This window comes from Azospirillum sp. ST 5-10 (assembly GCF_051225715.1).
Classification (GTDB): Bacteria; Pseudomonadota; Alphaproteobacteria; order Azospirillales; family Azospirillaceae; genus Azospirillum.
Genome location: NZ_JBPJSP010000022.1, coordinates 92251 through 108174 on the forward strand (window position 1 = coordinate 92251; position 15924 = coordinate 108174).

The 15924-nt window shown below is 76.3% G+C and carries 6 protein-coding genes; all 6 read right to left on the reverse strand.

Annotated features, from left to right (window positions below):
• Positions 1-249 precede the first annotated feature (249 nt).
• Positions 250-1272: a GNAT family N-acetyltransferase gene (locus tag ACSBPG_RS22000; RefSeq protein ID WP_435539363.1), complete on the reverse strand. Its 1023-nt coding sequence runs from the start codon at positions 1270-1272 to the stop codon at positions 250-252.
• A complete protein-coding gene (locus tag ACSBPG_RS22005; RefSeq protein ID WP_435539364.1) occupies positions 1269-2588 on the reverse strand; it encodes a lipase family protein in 1320 nt (439 codons plus the stop codon). Before ACSBPG_RS22005 ends, ACSBPG_RS22000 begins: the two co-directional genes overlap by 4 nt.
• Before the next feature lie 3 nt (positions 2589-2591).
• Complete coding sequence (locus tag ACSBPG_RS22010) at positions 2592-3938, reverse strand: lysine N(6)-hydroxylase/L-ornithine N(5)-oxygenase family protein (protein WP_435539365.1); 1347 nt, start codon at positions 3936-3938, stop codon at positions 2592-2594.
• A 117-nt stretch (positions 3939-4055) separates the two neighbouring features.
• On the reverse strand, positions 4056-5018 hold the full coding sequence (locus tag ACSBPG_RS22015) for an alpha/beta hydrolase (RefSeq protein ID WP_435539366.1): 963 nt from the start codon (positions 5016-5018) through the stop codon (positions 4056-4058).
• Between the two features lie 38 nt (positions 5019-5056).
• Entirely contained in the window at positions 5057-15511 is a 10455-nt protein-coding gene (locus ACSBPG_RS22020) for an amino acid adenylation domain-containing protein (protein WP_435539367.1), read from the reverse strand.
• On the reverse strand, positions 15511-15924 hold a 414-nt coding region (locus ACSBPG_RS22025; RefSeq protein WP_435539368.1), incomplete at its 5' end, for a phosphopantetheine-binding protein. The genes ACSBPG_RS22025 and ACSBPG_RS22020, both read right to left, overlap by 1 nt.

Sequence of the window (15924 nt, forward strand, 5' to 3'; positions counted from 1 at the left end):
ACGAAGACGAGCGGCCAACACGACGATTGTGTCCCAGCGGAGCGAATACTCCGGACCTGCCAATCTCGGGCGGAATGGACGCCAGGAGAGCTTCGGCGGCTCGGCCACTCGGAGGCCTGCAAGCTGTCGGAGGAGCCGTTGGGTGTCAAGCTCGGATTCGGCGGCGCCCGTGGCGGCGCACCGACGGCCGCGGGCGGGGTGCCGCGTTGCCACATGCGGCCCGGACCGGAACCGCCGGATGCCGGCCGATCAGGACAGCCGGCAGCGGTCGAAGAAGCGCTCCCGGCTCAGCGCCATCAGGGCCGCGCGCTTGTGCGGGAAGTCGAACTCCTTGTCCCGGTTGAAGCCGTGGGCCTGCATGTAGCCGATCATGACCTGGTTGTCGGCGCGCGGCTCGGCCACCACGGTCTGCGTCCGCGGTTCGTCGAGGAACAGATAGTGGACGAGGGCCGGCAGCCAGCTCGCGACCCTGTGGGGACCGCGATGGGCCTGCTCCCCCACCAGCATGTGCACCCCGCGGTCGTGATCGCCGGCCGGGTAGAAGGGCGCGATGCGGTCCTCTTTGGCCCAGTAGGCCTCGAAATAGGCGAAGGGCTCGTCGTCGAAGCAGCCGATCAGGGTCAGCGTGTGGGGATCGGCGGCCAGCCGCGCCAGATAGGCCCGGTGCGCCGCGAGGTCGCCGCCCTCCTGCCAGAACCGCAGGACCCGCGGCGTGTTCTGCCAGCGGTTGAAGCGGACGAGGTCGCCGTCGATGTCGAGGGTGCGCAGCGACACCCAGGCGCCCAGCCGGGCGTCGAAGCGGCGGTAGACCGTTCCGGCGGGCTTGGGCGGGCGGATGGGATGACGCCTGCCGTCGGTCAGCGTGAAGGCGAGGGGGTAGCCGGCCGCCGATCCGCCCGCCCGCCAGGGCCGGGGCAGCTGCCAGAACATGGCGCGCAGGCTCTGCCAGCCCGGCCCGTCGGTCCGCGGCGCCACCAGTCCGCTGGCCGCCGCCTCGGCGCAGCCCGCGAGTTCGGGCCAGAGGACGCGGGCGCAGTCCGGACGTCGGGAGAAGGCCCAGTAGGCCGCCCCCCAGAGGTCGGCCGCCGCGGGAGCGGGACCGGCGAGGCGCAGCGACGGCGTCTCCGCCGGTTCGGCGATCTCCAGCGCGACCGGCGGACGCTCCCCGACCCGCAGGGTGCGGCGCCCGCCCTCGCCCTCGATGGTGACGGAGCCGCCGTCGGGCAGCGGCAGGACGAGGCGGCGGTTCGTGTCGGCGGGGATGGCGGTCATCGTGCCTCGGTTCCGATCTGGTGGCCCCGCCGCCGGACGCCGTCGAACAGGCGCTGCCGGGCGGCGGCGTAGCAGAGATAGGCGCCCCAGCCGGCGTGGGCCTCGACACCGTCGACACCGGCCGGGATCTGCGGGTCGACGTCGACCACGGTCACCGGCGCCCCGGCGAAGGCGCGGGCCGCCTCCAGGGTGCTCGCGAACGGGACGACCGCGTCGCGCCGGGCGCCGCACAGCAGCGTCGGCGTCCGCGGCGTCCAGCCGTCCAGCAGGTCATTGCGCCGCAGCGCCGCCCGGAACGGGTGGTCCGGCCGCCGCTCGACCGCCCGGGCGAAGGCGGGGGTCCGCACCGCGTCCAGGTCGGCCACGCCGGCGAAGGGGGCGTTCTCGGCCAGCTCGAACACGCCCCAGGGGCCGGGGAACAGCGCCTCGACCCGCTCGGCGAAGGGCGGCCGGAAGACCTCCCCGGGGCGCCGGTAGAGGCCGCCGTAGGCGCGCTCGTAGGAGACCAGCGTGTAGGACAGCAGCAGCGGTGCCAGCGGATCGGCGGCGGAACCGCCGCCCGACCAGCCGTCGAGGACGATCCGCGACGGGTAGTAGGGGCCGGCCATCGGCGCGCTGGCGACCAGGTCGAACTCGTCGGCGTGGTCCCGCTCGATCGCCCGCTGGGCCGCCAGCGTGGCGTGCCCCCCCTGGGAATACCCGGCCAGCATGACCTGGCCGGACAGATCGGCCTTGACCAGGCGCGCCGCCTGCCGGGCCGCCCGCAGGGCGTCGACGATCGCCGTCGCCTCGGACCCGGCGTGCAGGTAGGGATGGAACGGATAGCCCGACCGGCCCAGGCCGAGATAGTCGGTGGCGGCGACCGCGTAACCCTTGGCGGCGTAGAAGGCGGCCAGGGGCGAGTTGGCGACCTCCGCCGCCCGGTCGGCCTGCGCCGCCGTCCGGCGGGTCTCGGTGCCGCGGGCCCAGCCCAGCAGCGGCACGTCCCCGGCGCACGCCGGCGAGCCGCTTGGCAGCAGCAGGACCGCGGAGGCGTCCGCCGGCTCGCCGTGGACGCCAACGGTGGCGTAGCGCAGGTCGAAGACCCCGACGTCGCACGCCGCGGGACCGACCAGCGCCATCTCGTCGCCGACCGCCGCGTCGATCTGCGCGGCCGTGAAGCGGGCGACCTCCGCCATCGCGAGGAGGCCGCCGCGCGGCGGCGCGCTCACCGCCGCCGGCGCGGCGAGCGCCGCCAGCAGCGCGAAGGCCGCCGCCAGCCGGCACCGCCCGGGCCGGTCATGGCGCGACCGGCGTTCCCCGCCCGCCCAGGGCATGCGTCACAGGTTCCCCACGTGCAGGGCGCGGCCGGCCTCGGCGAAGGGGCGCCGCTCGGGCGCCGTCGCGGCCAGCGCGTCCAGCAGGGACCCGGCGATCTCGGCGGCCCGCATCGGCAGCACGGACAGCAGGGTGTCGCTCAACCCGTGCGACGACTCGCAGTAGCCCTGCAGGAACACCGGCGCCGTCAGCCGTTCGTCGGCGAGCAGGCGGTAGTTGCGGTCCACCCTCATGCCGTCCAGGTGCTCCGCCAGCGGTTCCAGGAGGGTGCGGTGGACGGTGCGCTCGAAGCCGGTCGCCAGCACCACCGCGTCGTAGCGGCGGGTCTCGCAGGCGCCGGTGTCGAGGTCGCGCAGCACCAGGGCGACGCCGTCCGGGCCGGCGGTCGCCGCCGTCACCTCCCGCCGGCACAGCAGGGCGTGGCGGTCGCGGCGCGCCACCTTCTGGCGGTAGAAGATGGCGTAGATGCGGTCCAGCAGGTTGGGATTGACGACGGAGTAGTTGGAGCTGCGGTAGTGGCGCAGGGTCTGCTCCCGCGCCGCGTCGGAGCGGGCGAACATGCGGTCGGTGGCGGCCGGCGCGAAGATCTCGTTGACGAACGGGCTGTCGTCGGACGGCCGCAGGACGGCGGCCCGCACCACCAGGTCGACGCCCGCCGCGGGGTGCCCGTCGTTCAGGTCGACGAAGGCCTCGGCGGCGCTCTGGCCGCCGCCGATCACGGCGACGCGCCGCAGGCCGCCGGCCGGCAGCCCGGCCATGCCCTCGAGGTAGCGGGCGTAGTGGAACACCCGCGGGTCGTCGCGCAGCGGCGCGAAGGGGGCGGGGATGCGCGGCGTGCCGCCCATGCCGATCACCAGCGAGCGGGCGAGGCGCGCGTGGTCGCGGCCGCGGGCGTCGCGGGTGTGCACCTTCAGCGTGTCGATCGTCGGCCCGGCCTCGACCGGCTCGACGGCCACCACCTCCTCGCCGTACAGGCAGTCGTCGGCGAAGTGCCCGGCCACCCAGCGCAGGTAGTCGTTGAACTCCATGCGGCAGGGGAAGAAGCTCTTGAGGTTGATGAAGTCGCTCAGCCGGCCCTGGGTGTGGAGATAGTTGATGAAGGAATAGGGGCTGGTCGGGTTGCGCAGGGACACGAGGTCCTTGAGGAAGGAGATCTGCAGCTCGCTCTGCGCGACGATGGTGTTGCCGTGCCAGCTGTAGTCGCTCTGGCGCTCGACGAACAGGCGGCCGAGGGTGCGGCCGCGGGCGGCGGCGAGCTCGTCCAGGGCGATGGCGAGCGCCATGTTCGACGGGCCGAAGCCGATGCCGAGCACGTCCACCGGGGTGGACAACGAAACCAGTTGCGTCATGCCGAGCCTTCCCCAATCCGTTCGGTGCCCACCGGGGCGGTGCCGCAGCCGGCCGCGTCGCCGGGCCGGGCGTCCGGGCGCCTCTCTTGCTCTAAGACGAGACGGAGGCCGGGATCTTTAGGCGGTGCTGCGCAACCACGCGGCGATGTCCCGCCGCAGGGACGCGGCCTCGGGCAGGAGGTCGGCCATGCGCAGGACGTCGTGGGTCAGGCCGGGCAGGACGCGCAGGGTCACGTCGTTGCCCGCCTGCCGCAGGGCGTGCGCGTAGGCGACGGTCTCGTCGACCAGGGGATCGTACTCGCCCACCAGCACCAGGGCGGGGGCAATGCCGGCCGGCGGCACCGCCCGCAGCGGCGACAGGCGCCAGTCCGACCGGTCCTCCGGCCGCCGCTCGACGTGGCGGAAGAACCACTCCAGGGTGGCACTTTCCAGGAGGTGGCCCTCGGCGAAGCGGCGGCGCGACGGGTGGTCGCCCACGGCGTCGGTGACGGGGTAGAGCAGGACCTGGGCGCGGGGCGGCAGCGGCATCGCCGCGGGCTCGCGCACCGCCAGGCTCGCCAGCACGGTCGCCAGGGTGCCGCCGGCGCTGTCGCCCGCCACCGCCAGCCGCCCCGGGTCGAGGCCGATCCCCGCCCCCTCCGCGGCCAGCCAGCGCACCACGGCGAGGGCGTCGTCGAAGGCCGCCGGGAAGCGGTGCTCGGGCGCCCGGCGGTAGTCGACGGCCAGCACCGCCCATTCCGACAGCCGGGCCAGCGCGCGGCACAGGGCGTCGTGGCTGTCGAGATCGCCGACCACGTAGCCGCCGCCATGGAAGTACAGCAGCACCGGCAGCGGCGCCGCCGCGGACGGCGCGGCGACCGCGTACAGCCGCACGGCGACGGAGCGTCCATCCGCCGCCGGGACCGCGAGGTCGCGCACCCAGGGCAGGTCGGCCGGATCGCTCTCCAGCATCGCCGAGGAGCGGGCGAAGGCCAGCCGCGCCTCGTCGACGCTCAGCTCGTGCATGGCGCGCTGGCGGCCGCTGGCGCGGCCGAGCTCCACCAGTTCCAGGAAGGACGCGAGGTCGGGGTGCAGCGGCATGGCGGGGCGGTATCCTCGGTCGGCGCGTGGCGCCCGACTCACGCGGGTTGCAGGGAGAGGGAGAGGGCGTCGCGCACGCCGTCGAGGACGGCGGCGTCGCGCAGGATGCCGAAGTGGCCGCTGTCGCTCAGCCGGCAGGACGCCGCCGGCCGGCCGGTCTGGCGGCACAGCGCGTCGTGGGCCGCCCGCCGCCCCGACCGCCACCAGCAGGCCGGGGCGACGCCGGGATCGGGCAGCGACGGCAAGGCGTCCGACAGCGCCCGCAGGCGGGCGGCGACGGCGAAGGCCAGCGCCAGCTCCTCGTCGCCCAGGGCGTCCCAGCCGGCCGACGGAGGCGGTCCGCCGGCCCCGGCGCGCGCCGCCGCGATGGCCCGCCGCATCCGCTCCCGGTCGGTCCCGGCGGCGACGGCGTCGAGCAGCTCGGCGTCGGGCTCCGGACCGGGCAGGACCGTGCGCAGGACGTCCAGCAGGTCCTCCCGCGCGTCCGTCCCGCCCTCCCCGGTCCCCGGCACGAAGGGATCGACGAGGCCGAGGACGTCGACGGCCCGCCCGTTGCGGCGCAGGGCGTCGGCGACCAGCACCGCCAGGCTGCCGCCCAGCGACCAGCCGAGCAGCCGGACCGCGCCGTCGGGCTGCGCGGCGGCGATGTGGCGGGCGTAGTCCGCGGCCATCGCCGCCAGGGACTCGTCCCGCCAGGCCGGGTCGAGCAGCATGCGGCACTGCACGCCGTGGACCGGGACCGTCCCGTCGAGGCGGCGCGCCAGCGGCTCGTAGTCGAACACCGTGCCGAAGCCGGCGTGCAGGCAGAACAGGGGCCGCTGCCCCGGCACCGGCCGGTTGAGGGCGACGAGCGGGCACGGTTCCGCCGCTGCCGCCGCCCCTGGCGCCGCCGCCGCGGACGCGCAGAGCTGGGCGATGGTCGGCGTCTGCATCATGTCGCGCAGCTTCAGGTCCAGTCCCAGCTCGGGCGTGGCGCGCACGCGGGCGATGACCCGCAGGGTGAGGAGCGAGTCCCCGCCGAGCTCGAAGAAGTTGTCGTGGACGCCGACGGCGTCGAGGCCGAGGACCTCCTGCCAGATGGCGGCGAGCCGCCGCTCCGCCGGCGTGCGCGGCGCCACCCTTGCGCCGCCCTGCCACTGCGGCTCCGGCAGGGCGGCGCGGTCCAGCTTGCCGTTGGCGTTCACCGGCAGCCGCTCCAGCACGACGATGTGCGCCGGCACCATGTAGTCCGGAAGCTGCGCCTTCAGGTGCGCCCGCAGCTCCCCCGGCTCCGCCGCCCCCGCCACGTAGCCCACCAGCTGCTTGCCGCCCGGCGCCTCGCGCGCCACCACCAGCGCCTCGCGCACCGACGGGTGCGCCGCCAGGCGCGCCTCCACCTCCCCAAGCTCGATGCGGAAGCCGCGGATCTTCACCTGGTGGTCGACCCGCCCGAGATACTCGAACACCCCGCCCGCCCTCCGGCGCACCCGGTCGCCGGTGCGGTAGAGCCGCCCGCCCGCCGTCCCGAACGGGTCCGGCACGAAGCGCTCCGCCGTCAGCCCCGGCCGGCCGTGGTAGCCCCGCGCCACCCCCGCCCCGCCCAGGTACAGCTCCCCCGCCACCCCGTCGGGCAGCGGGTTGAGGTCGCCGTCGAGCACCCAGGCGCTGCGCGCCCCCACCCGGTCGCCGATCGGCGCGTAGGGCGCCCCGCACGCCTCGTCCGCCGCCGGCGTCCACAGCAGCGGCGTCACCACCGTCTCGGTCGGGCCGTAGCCGTTGACGACGCGCTCCGGCGCCAGCGCCCGGCGCACCAGACCGACGCTGGCCTCGGGCACCGCGTCGCCGCCGAAGCAGTAGACCCGCACCGGAGGCGGCGGCCCGCCCCGCCGCTCGGCCTGTTCGGCGAGCTGCTGCAGGTAGGCCGGCGGGAAGGCGGCGACGCTCACCCCATGCCGCTCCAGCGCCGCCAGGGTCTGCTCCGGCGTCCACAGCTCGGGTCCGCGCAGCACCACCGCGGCGCCGTGGCTGAGCGCCGTCAGCCAGCGCTCGTGCGCGCCGTCGAAGGAGAAGGACATGAAGATGAGCTCGCGGTCCTTGGGGCCCATGGCGTAGCGCGCACCGATGGCGCGGCAGTGCATGGCCAGGGCCCCGTGCGCCACCGCCACCCCCTTGGGCCGGCCGGTCGAGCCGGAGGTGTAGATGAGATAGGCCAGCGCGGCCGGCGGCACCGCCACCGCCGGCGGCGTCGCCGGCCGGTGCGCCAGGTCGAGGCTGTCGAGCGCGACCACGTCGGACCCCGGCGCGTCGGGCCCCGACACGTCGGGCAGGACGGCGCGCAGGTTTGTCCGGGTGAGCAGCAGGGCCGGGGCGGCGTCGGCGATCATGAAGCGCAGGCGCTCGGCCGGGTAGGCGGTGTCGAGGGGGACGTAGGCGCCGCCGGCCTTCATCACCGCCAGGAAGGCGACCACCAGCTCGACCGAGCGTTCCAGGGCGACGGCGACCCGCACCTCCGGGCCGACGCCGCGGGCGGCCAGCTCGTGGGCCAGGCGGTTGGCCCGTTCCTCCAGGGCGGCGAAGCCCAGCACGGTGTCGCCGCACACGAGCGCCGGCGCCTCCGGCCGCGCCGCCGCCTGCGCCGCGATCCGCGCCGCCAGCAGCTCCCCGGCGACGCCGGCCGCCGGCGGCGGATCGCCCGGCTCCGCCGCGGCCAGGCCGAGGTCGCCGAGGCGGCGGTCGGCGTCCTCGGCGATGCGCGCCAGCAGCCGCTCCATCGCCCCGCGGATGCCCTCGGCCGTCCCGGCCGCGAAGGCGCCGCGCAGGTGCATGTACTCGATGGTCATCCGGCCGCCGTCCACGGTCACCATCAGGTCCATGGGCACGCTGGTCACGCCGGCGTCGCTGGCGTCCTCGAAGCGCAGGTCGCGGTCGTTCCACTCCCGCAGGGTGCGGTCGATGGGCTGGTTCTCGAAGACGATGATGCTGTCGAAGAGGGGCTGGCCGGGGCGCCCGGCCCAGCGCTGCACGTCGGCGAGCGGCGTGTGCTCGTGCTCGCGGATCTCCAGGTTCTCCGCCTGGAGGGCGCGCAGCCAGTCGCCGACCGGCTGCTCCGGCACGAGGGTGCGGATCACCGGCAGGGTGTTGATGAACAGGCCCAGCATGCTCTCCGCCCCCGGCAGCTCGGCCGGGCGGCCCGACACGGTGGCGCCGAAGCACACCGTCGCCTGCCCGGTGTAGCGGGAGAGGAGGAGGAGCCAGGCGCCCTGGACCAGCGTGTTGACGGTGATGCGCTGGCGCTGGGCGAAGGCGAGCAGGGCGCCGGTCCGCCCGGCGTCCAGACGGGTGTAGAGGGCGGCGTGCCCGCTCTCCCCGGCCGGCGGCCGCGGGCCGGCGCTCGCCGCCAGCAGGGTCGGCTCCTCCAGGGCGGCGAGGCGGCGGCGCCAGAAGGATTCCGTGGCGGCGCCGTCGCGGGCGGCCAGCCAGGCGACGTAGTCGCGGTAGGGGGCGGTGGGTGCGGGCGGTTCGCCGCGGTAGAGGCGCAGCACGTCGCCGATCAGGCGCGACACGCTCCAGCCGTCGATCAGGGCGTGGTGGTAGGTCCACACCAGCCGGTGCCGGTCCTCGCCCAGGCGGATCAGCAGCAGCCGCATCAGCGGCGGCCGTTCCAGGTCGAAGGGCCGGGCGCGCTCCTCGGCCGCCGCCGCGGCCAGCGCCCCCGCCCCGGCGGCGCGGTCGTTCCGACCCGGCCCGCGCCACTCCAGCTCGCGCAAGGGCAGCGCCGCCCCGGCGAAGACCCGCTGGCCCGACGGCGCGCCGCCGGCGAAGGCGAAGCCGGTGCGCAGCACGTCGTGGCGGGCCACCGCCGCCTCCCAGGCCGCGCGGAACCGCCCGGGATCGAGGCCGTGCACGTCGACCGCCATCTGGTTGATGTAGAGGCCGGCCCCGTCGTCGTCCGCGGTGTGGAACAGCATCCCCTGCTGCATCGGCGACAGCGGGAAGGTCCCGTCCTCCGGCACCGGGGCGCCCGCCGCGTCCGGCGCCGGCTCCAGCGCCGCCGCCGCCGCCGCCAGGGCGGCGACGGTCTGGTGCTGGAACAGGTCGCGGGCGGTGACCGCCAGCCCGGCCTGGCGGGCGCGGCCGACCACCTGGATGGAGAGGATGGAATCGCCGCCGAGGTCGAAGAAGTTGTCATCGAGGCCGACGCGCGGCCGCTCCAGCACCTCCTGCCAGATCCCGGCGAGCAGCCGTTCGGCGGCGCTGACCGGCGCACGGTGGGCGGCGGCGGACCAGTCCGGCTCCGGCAGGGCGCGGCGGTCGAGCTTGCCGTTGGCGGTCAGCGGCATGGACGGCAGCGCGACGATCCGCGCCGGCATCATGTGGTCGGGCAGATGGGCCTTGAGGTGGGCCTTGAGCCGCTCCTCCAGCCCCCCCTCCGGGTCGGCGACGACGTAGGCGACGAGGTGGCGCCCGCCCGCCGCCTCGCGCACCACGGCGGCGGCCTCGCGCACCGCGGGGTGGTCGGTCAGCCGCCCCTCGATCTCGCCGAGCTCGATGCGGAAGCCGCGGATCTTCACCTGTTGGTCGATGCGCCCGACATACTCCAGCGTCCCGTCGGCGCGCCAGCGCGCGAGATCGCCGGTGCGGTAGAGCCGCGCGCCCGGCGGGCCGAAGGGCGAGGGCACGAAGCGCTCGGCGGTGAGGCCGGGGCGGCGGTGGTAGCCGCGCGCCAGCCCGGCGCCGGCCACGTGGATCTCGCCGAAGACGCCGACCGGCACCGGCTCCAGGGCGCCGTTCAGCAGGTACCAGGAGAGGTCGCCGAGCGGCCGGCCGATCGGGCTGCCGGCGCGGTCGGCCGCATCGAGCGGGCGGTGGCTGACATGGACCGTCGTCTCGGTGATGCCGTACATGTTGACCAGCCGCGGCCGGCGGTCGCCGAAGCGGGCGAACCACGGCCGCAGGGTGCCGACGTCGAGGGCCTCGCCGCCGAACACCACGCAGCGCAGCGGCAGGTCGGCGCCGCGCTCCAGGGCGACCCGGGCGAACTGCTGGAACGCCGACGGCGTCTGGTTGAGCACCGTCACCCCCTCGGCCAGCACGAGGTCGTGGAAGGCGTCGGGCGCCCGGCTGGTCTCGTGGGGCACCACCACAAGGCGGCCGCCGGTGCACAGCGCCCCGAAGATCTCCCACACCGAGAAGTCGAAGGCGAAGGAGTGGAACAGGGTCCACACGTCCGCCGCCGCGAAGGCGAAGTCGTCCTGCGTCACCGCCAGCAGACGGTCGACGTTGCGGTGGGTGAGCAGCGCCCCCTTGGGCCGTCCGGTGGAGCCCGAGGTGTAGATGCAGTAGGCGAGGTTGTCCGGCCTCGTCCCCGCCGGCGGCGGCCCGGCCGGCGCCGCGGCGCCGTCCTCCCCGTCGAGGTCGAGGACGCGCACCGGCCCCGCCGGCAGGGCCGCCCGGCCGTGCGCGTCGGCCAGCACGAGGTCGGCGCCGCTGTCGGCCACCAGATAGGCCAGCCGCTCGGGCGGATAGGCCGGGTCGAGCGGCAGGTAGGCGCCGCCGGCCTTGAGGATGGCCAGCATGCCGACGACCAGCTCCGCCGAGCGCCCGGCCGCCAGGCCGACCAGCCGGTCGGGCCCGACGCCGAGCCCGCGCAGCCGCCACGCCAGGCGGTTGGCGCGGGCGTCGAGGGCGCCGTAGGTGAGCGAGCGGCCGCCGCAGCGCACCGCCACCGCGTCGGGTCGGCGGGCCGCCTGCTCGGCGACGCGCTCGTGCAGGCAGCGGGCGCCCGCCGGGTCGACCGGCGTGCCGGTGCCCGCCCGCACCAGCCGGGCGGCCTCGGCGGCCGGCAGCAGCGGCAGCCGGTCGAGGCGGCCGTCGGGCGCGTCGGCGACGGCGGCCAGCAGGTGCAGGAAGCCGGCGGCCAGCCGCTCGACGCTGTCGCGCTCGAACAGGTCGGTGGCGTAGGCGAAGGTGCAGGCGATGCCGCCGTCCGCCCGCTCGCTGGTGTGCAGGGCGAGGTCGAACTGTGCCACCGCCGTCTCCGCCTCCAGCCCGGCGACGCGCAGGCCGCCGAGGTCGCGGGCCGGCGGCGGCGCCGGCCGGTCGTGGCTGAAGAGAACCTGGAACAGCGGGTTGTGGCTGAGGCTGCGCTCCGGCTGCAGGGCCTCGACCACCTGGTCGAACGGCACGTCCTGGCAGGACTGCGCCTCCAGGGTCAGCCGCCGCGCCTCGGCCAGCAGGGCGCGCGGGCTCGCCGCCCCGTCCACCCGGAAGCGCAGCACCAGGGTGTTGACGAAGAAGCCGATCAGGCCCTGGGTCTCCAGGCGCTGGCGGTTGGCGACGGGCACGCCGATGCAGAGGTCGCGCTCGCCGCTGACGCGGTGGAGCAGCAGGGCGAAGCCGGCCAGCATCAGCATGAAGGGGGTGGCGCCGCCGTCGCGGGCCAGCGCCCGCAGCCGGTCGGCGAGCGCCGCCGGCACCACCGCGTCGAGGCTGGCGCCGCGGTGGCTCTGCACCGGCGGGCGCGGACGGTCGCCCGGCAGGTCGAGCACCGCCGGCGCGTCGGCGAGGGCGGCGCGCCAGTGCGCGAGCTGGCGGGCGCCCTCCCCCGCCGCGAGCCAGTCGCGCTGCCACAGGGCGTAGTCGGCGTACTGCACGGGCAGGTCGGGCAGCGCCGGCGCGACGCCGTCGCGGAACGCGGCGTAGAGGTGGCACAGCTCCTCCACCAGCACGCCCATCGACCAGCCGTCGGCGACGATGTGGTGTAGGGCGATCAGCAGGGCGTGCTCCTCCCTCCCCTCCTCCCGCACGAGGCGTAGCAGGGTGGCGCGCAGCAGGCTGCCGGTCTCCAGGTCGAAACCGGTCGCGGCGTCCGCCGCGGCGAGGCGGCTGGCCTCGGCGCGCGCCGCGTCCGGCGGCAGGGCGGACAGGTCGCGGTGGGCGAGCGCGAACGGCTGCTCCGCGCGGATGCGCTGGACGATCCGGCCGTCGACCCGGGCGAAGCCGGTGCGCAGCGCCTCGTGCCGGGCGATCAGGGCGGCGAACGCCGCCTCCAGTGCCGCGCGGTCGAGCGCCCCCTCGAGGCGCAGCGCCACCGGGATGACGTAGGCGGCGCCGTCCGGCTGCAGGTGCCAGAGGAACCACATCCGGCTCTGGGCGAAGGAGGCCGGCGGGTCGCCATCGCTGTCGCCGTTGCGCGGGCGGCGGACCAGCGCCGGCCCCGCCGCCGCCGTGGCGGCGCGTTCCGCGACCAGCGCGAACTCCTCCAGGGTCGGCGATTCGAAGAGGGTGCGCAGGTCGAGCGCGGCTCCCAGCGCCTCCTGCACGCGGGCCACCACGCGGATGCCCAGCAGGGAGTGGCCGCCGAGCTCGAAGAAGTTGTCGTGGACGCCGACGGCGTCGAGGCCGAGGACGTCCTGCCAGATGGCGGCGAGCCGCCGCTCGGCCGGCGTGCGCGGCGCCACCCGCGCGCCGCCCTGCCACTGCGGCTCCGGCAGGGCGGCGCGGTCCAGCTTGCCGTTGGCGTTCACCGGCAGCCGCTCCAGCACGACGATGTGCGCCGGCACCATGTAGTCCGGAAGCTGCGCCTTCAGGTGCGCCCGCAGCTCCCCCGGCTCCGCCGCCCCCGCCACGTAGCCCACCAGCTGCTTGCCGCCCGGCGCCTCGCGCGCCACCACCAGCGCCTCGCGCACCGACGGGTGCGCCGCCAGGCGCGCCTCCACCTCCCCAAGCTCGATGCGGAAGCCGCGGATCTTCACCTGGTGGTCGACCCGCCCGAGATACTCGAACACCCCGCCCGCCCTCCGGCGCACCCGGTCGCCGGTGCGGTAGAGCCGCCCGCCCGCCGTCCCGAACGGGTCCGGCACGAAGCGCTCCGCCGTCAGCCCCGGCCGGCCGTGGTAGCCCCGCGCCACCCCCGCCCCGCCCAGGTACAGCTCCCCCGCCACCCCGTCGGGCAGCGGGTTGAGGTCGCCGTCGAGCACCCAGGCGCTGCGCGCCCCCACCCGGTCGCCGATCGGCGCGTAGGGCGCCCCGCACGCCTCGTCCGCCGCCGGCGTCCACAGCAGCGGCGTCACCACCGTCTCGGTCGGGCCGTAGCCGTTGACGACGCGCTCCGGCGCCAGCGCCCGGCGCACCAGACCGACGCTGGCCTCGGGCACCGCGTCGCCGCCGAAGCAGTAGACCCGCACCGGAGGCGGCGGCCCGCCCCGCCGCTCGGCCTGTTCGGCGAGCTGCTGCAGGTAGGCCGGCGGGAAGGCGGCGACGCTCACCCCATGCCGCTCCAGCGCCGCCAGGGTCTGCTCCGGCGTCCACAGCTCGGGTCCGCGCAGCACCACCGCGGCGCCGTGGCTGAGCGCCGTCAGCCAGCGCTCGTGCGCGCCGTCGAAGGAGAAGGACATGAAGATGAGCTCGCGGTCCTTGGGGCCCATGGCGTAGCGCGCACCGATGGCGCGGCAGTGCATGGCCAGGGCCCCGTGCGCCACCGCCACCCCCTTGGGCCGGCCGGTCGAGCCGGAGGTGTAGATGAGATAGGCCAGCGCGGCCGGCGGCACCGCCACCGCCGGCGGCGTCGCCGGCCGGTGCGCCAGGTCGAGGCTGTCGAGCGCGACCACGTCGGACCCCGGCGCGTCGGGCCCCGACACGTCGGGCAGGACGGCGCGCAGGTTTGTCCGGGTGAGCAGCAGGGCCGGGGCGGCGTCGGCGATCATGAAGCGCAGGCGCTCGGCCGGGTAGGCGGTGTCGAGGGGGACGTAGGCGCCGCCGGCCTTCATCACCGCCAGGAAGGCGACCACCAGCTCGACCGAGCGCTCCAGGGCGACGGCGACCCGCACCTCCGGGCCGACGCCGCGGGCGGCCAGCTCGTGGGCCAGGCGGTTGGCCCGCTCCTCCAGGGCGGCGAAGTCCAGCACCGTGTCGCCGCACACGAGCGCCGGTGCGTCCGGACGCGCCGCCGCCTGCGCCGCGATCCGCTCGGCAAGAAGAACCCCGTCGAAACCGGGCGACGGCGCGTTGGTCGCGGCCAGCGCCTGCGCCTCGTCGGGCAGCAGCAGGGCGAGGTCGCCGACGGGGCGCTCCGGCGCCGCCGCCACCTGGCGCAGCAGGGCGAGGTAGCGGTCGCGCAGGCGCTCGGCGGTGGCCCGCCGGAACAGGTCGGTGGCGTAGCTCAGGGCGGCGCGCACGCTGCCGTCCGCCGCCTCGGCGGTGTCCAGGGTGAGGTCGACGCCGATCGCCGTCAGCGGCGCCTCGACGGGCTCGACGGCGAGGCCGGGCAGCGCCTGGGCCGCCGTCGCCGTGTCGCGGAGATGGTTGTGCAGCACCTGGAACAGCGGCGTGGCGCTCAGGCTGCGCTCGGGCTGCAGGGCCTCGACGAGCTGTTCGAACGGCAGATCGCGGTTGGCCTGCGCCGCCAGCGCCGTCCGCCGGACCTCCGCCAGCAGGGCGGCGAAGGACAGGTTGCCCGCCACCCGGGCGCGCAGCACCTGGGTGTTGACGAAGAGGCCGATCACCCCCTCGGTCTCGGCGCGGTCGCGGTTGGCCACCGGCACGCCGACCCGCACGTCCGTCTGCCCGGTGCAGCGGTAGAGCAGCGCCTGGAAGGCGGCCAGCAGCACCATGAAGAGGGTGGCGCCGTGGGCGCGGGCGAGGCCGCGCAGGGCCCCGGCGAGGCCGGCGTCGAGGGTGAAGGCGACGGTGGCGCCGCGCCCGCTGCGCAGGGCCGGGCGCACGTGGTCGGCCGGCAGGTCGAGCGCCGGCGGATCGCCGGCCAGGGCGTCCAGCCAGTAGGCGCGCTGCCGCTCCAGCTCGCCGGCCTCCACCAGCCGGCGCTGCCACAGGGCGTGGTCGCGGTAGCGGACCGGCAGGGCCGGCAGCCCGGCGTCGCCCCCCTGCCGCCGGGCGGCGTAGAGCCGGGCGAACTCGGCCATGGCGACGGCCATCGACCAGGCGTCGGCGACGATGTGGTGCATGGTCACCGACAGCCGGTGCTCGCGCCCGTCCAGGCGCAGCAGGCGCAGGCGCAGCAGCGGGCCGGCGGTCAGGTCGAACGGCCGCTCCGCCTCCTCCGCCACGATCCGGCGGGCCGCCTCCTCCCGCTCGTCGGGCGCGAGGGCGGACAGGTCTTCCACCGGCACGGCGACGGGGGCCGGGGGAAGGACGCGCTGGCGGGCGTCCCCGTCCACGGCGCGGAACACCGTGCGCAGGCTCTCGTGGCGGGCGACCAGGGCGGTGAAGGCCCCGTCCAGGGCATCGCGGTCGAGGTCGCCGGCCAGCCGCAGCGTGCGGTGGAGGTTGTAGGCGGGGCTGGCGGGATCCAGCGTCCACAGCACCCACAGCCGCGCCTGGGCGAAGGACAGCGGCGCCTCCTCGCCCTGCGGGAACGGCACCAGCGGCAGGCGGGCCGGATCGATCCCCTGCTCGCGCAGGCGGCGCAGGAACAGGGTCTGCTTCTCCTCCGGCAACCGCACCAGGCGGGCAACGATGTCCTGCAGGGCGGTGGGCGGCACGGCCGTCGCCTTCATCAGAGATGCTCCAACTCGTCGAGAAGTCCGGACATCACGTCCACGTCCGCGTCACGGCGGGCGGCGTCCGGCGGGGTGGCGTCGCCGTCGATGCGGAGCGCCAGCCGCTCGACGGTCAGCGCCTCGAAGACCAGCGACAGCGGCAGCTCCACCGCGAACTCCTGGCGCACCCGCGCGGCCAGCCGGGTCAGCAGCAGCGAGTGGCCGCCCAGCTCGAAGAAGCCGTCGGTGACGCCGAACCCGTCGATCTCCAGCAGCTCCGCCCAGATCGCCGCCAGCCGGCGCTCGGTCCCGGTGCGCGGCGCGACGGCGTCACGCCCCTGCCACTCGGGGTCGGGCAGGGCCTTGCGGTCGAGCTTGCGGTTGGGGGTGAGGGGCAGCGCGTCCAGGCGCACGATGCGCGCCGGCACCAT

What these genes read in the sequence shown, in the direction of transcription:
- ACSBPG_RS22015 (WP_435539366.1), bottom strand. Translation starts at nt 5,018, where the DNA reads ATGCCGCTGCACCCCGACCTCGCGTCCTTCCTGGAACTGGTGGAGCTC.
- ACSBPG_RS22020 (WP_435539367.1), bottom strand. Translation starts at nt 15,511, where the DNA reads ATGAAGGCGACGGCCGTGCCGCCCACCGCCCTGCAGGACATCGTTGCC.
- ACSBPG_RS22000 (WP_435539363.1), bottom strand. Translation starts at nt 1,272, where the DNA reads ATGACCGCCATCCCCGCCGACACGAACCGCCGCCTCGTCCTGCCGCTG.
- ACSBPG_RS22005 (WP_435539364.1), bottom strand. Translation starts at nt 2,588, where the DNA reads ATGCCCTGGGCGGGCGGGGAACGCCGGTCGCGCCATGACCGGCCCGGG.
- ACSBPG_RS22010 (WP_435539365.1), bottom strand. Translation starts at nt 3,938, where the DNA reads ATGACGCAACTGGTTTCGTTGTCCACCCCGGTGGACGTGCTCGGCATC.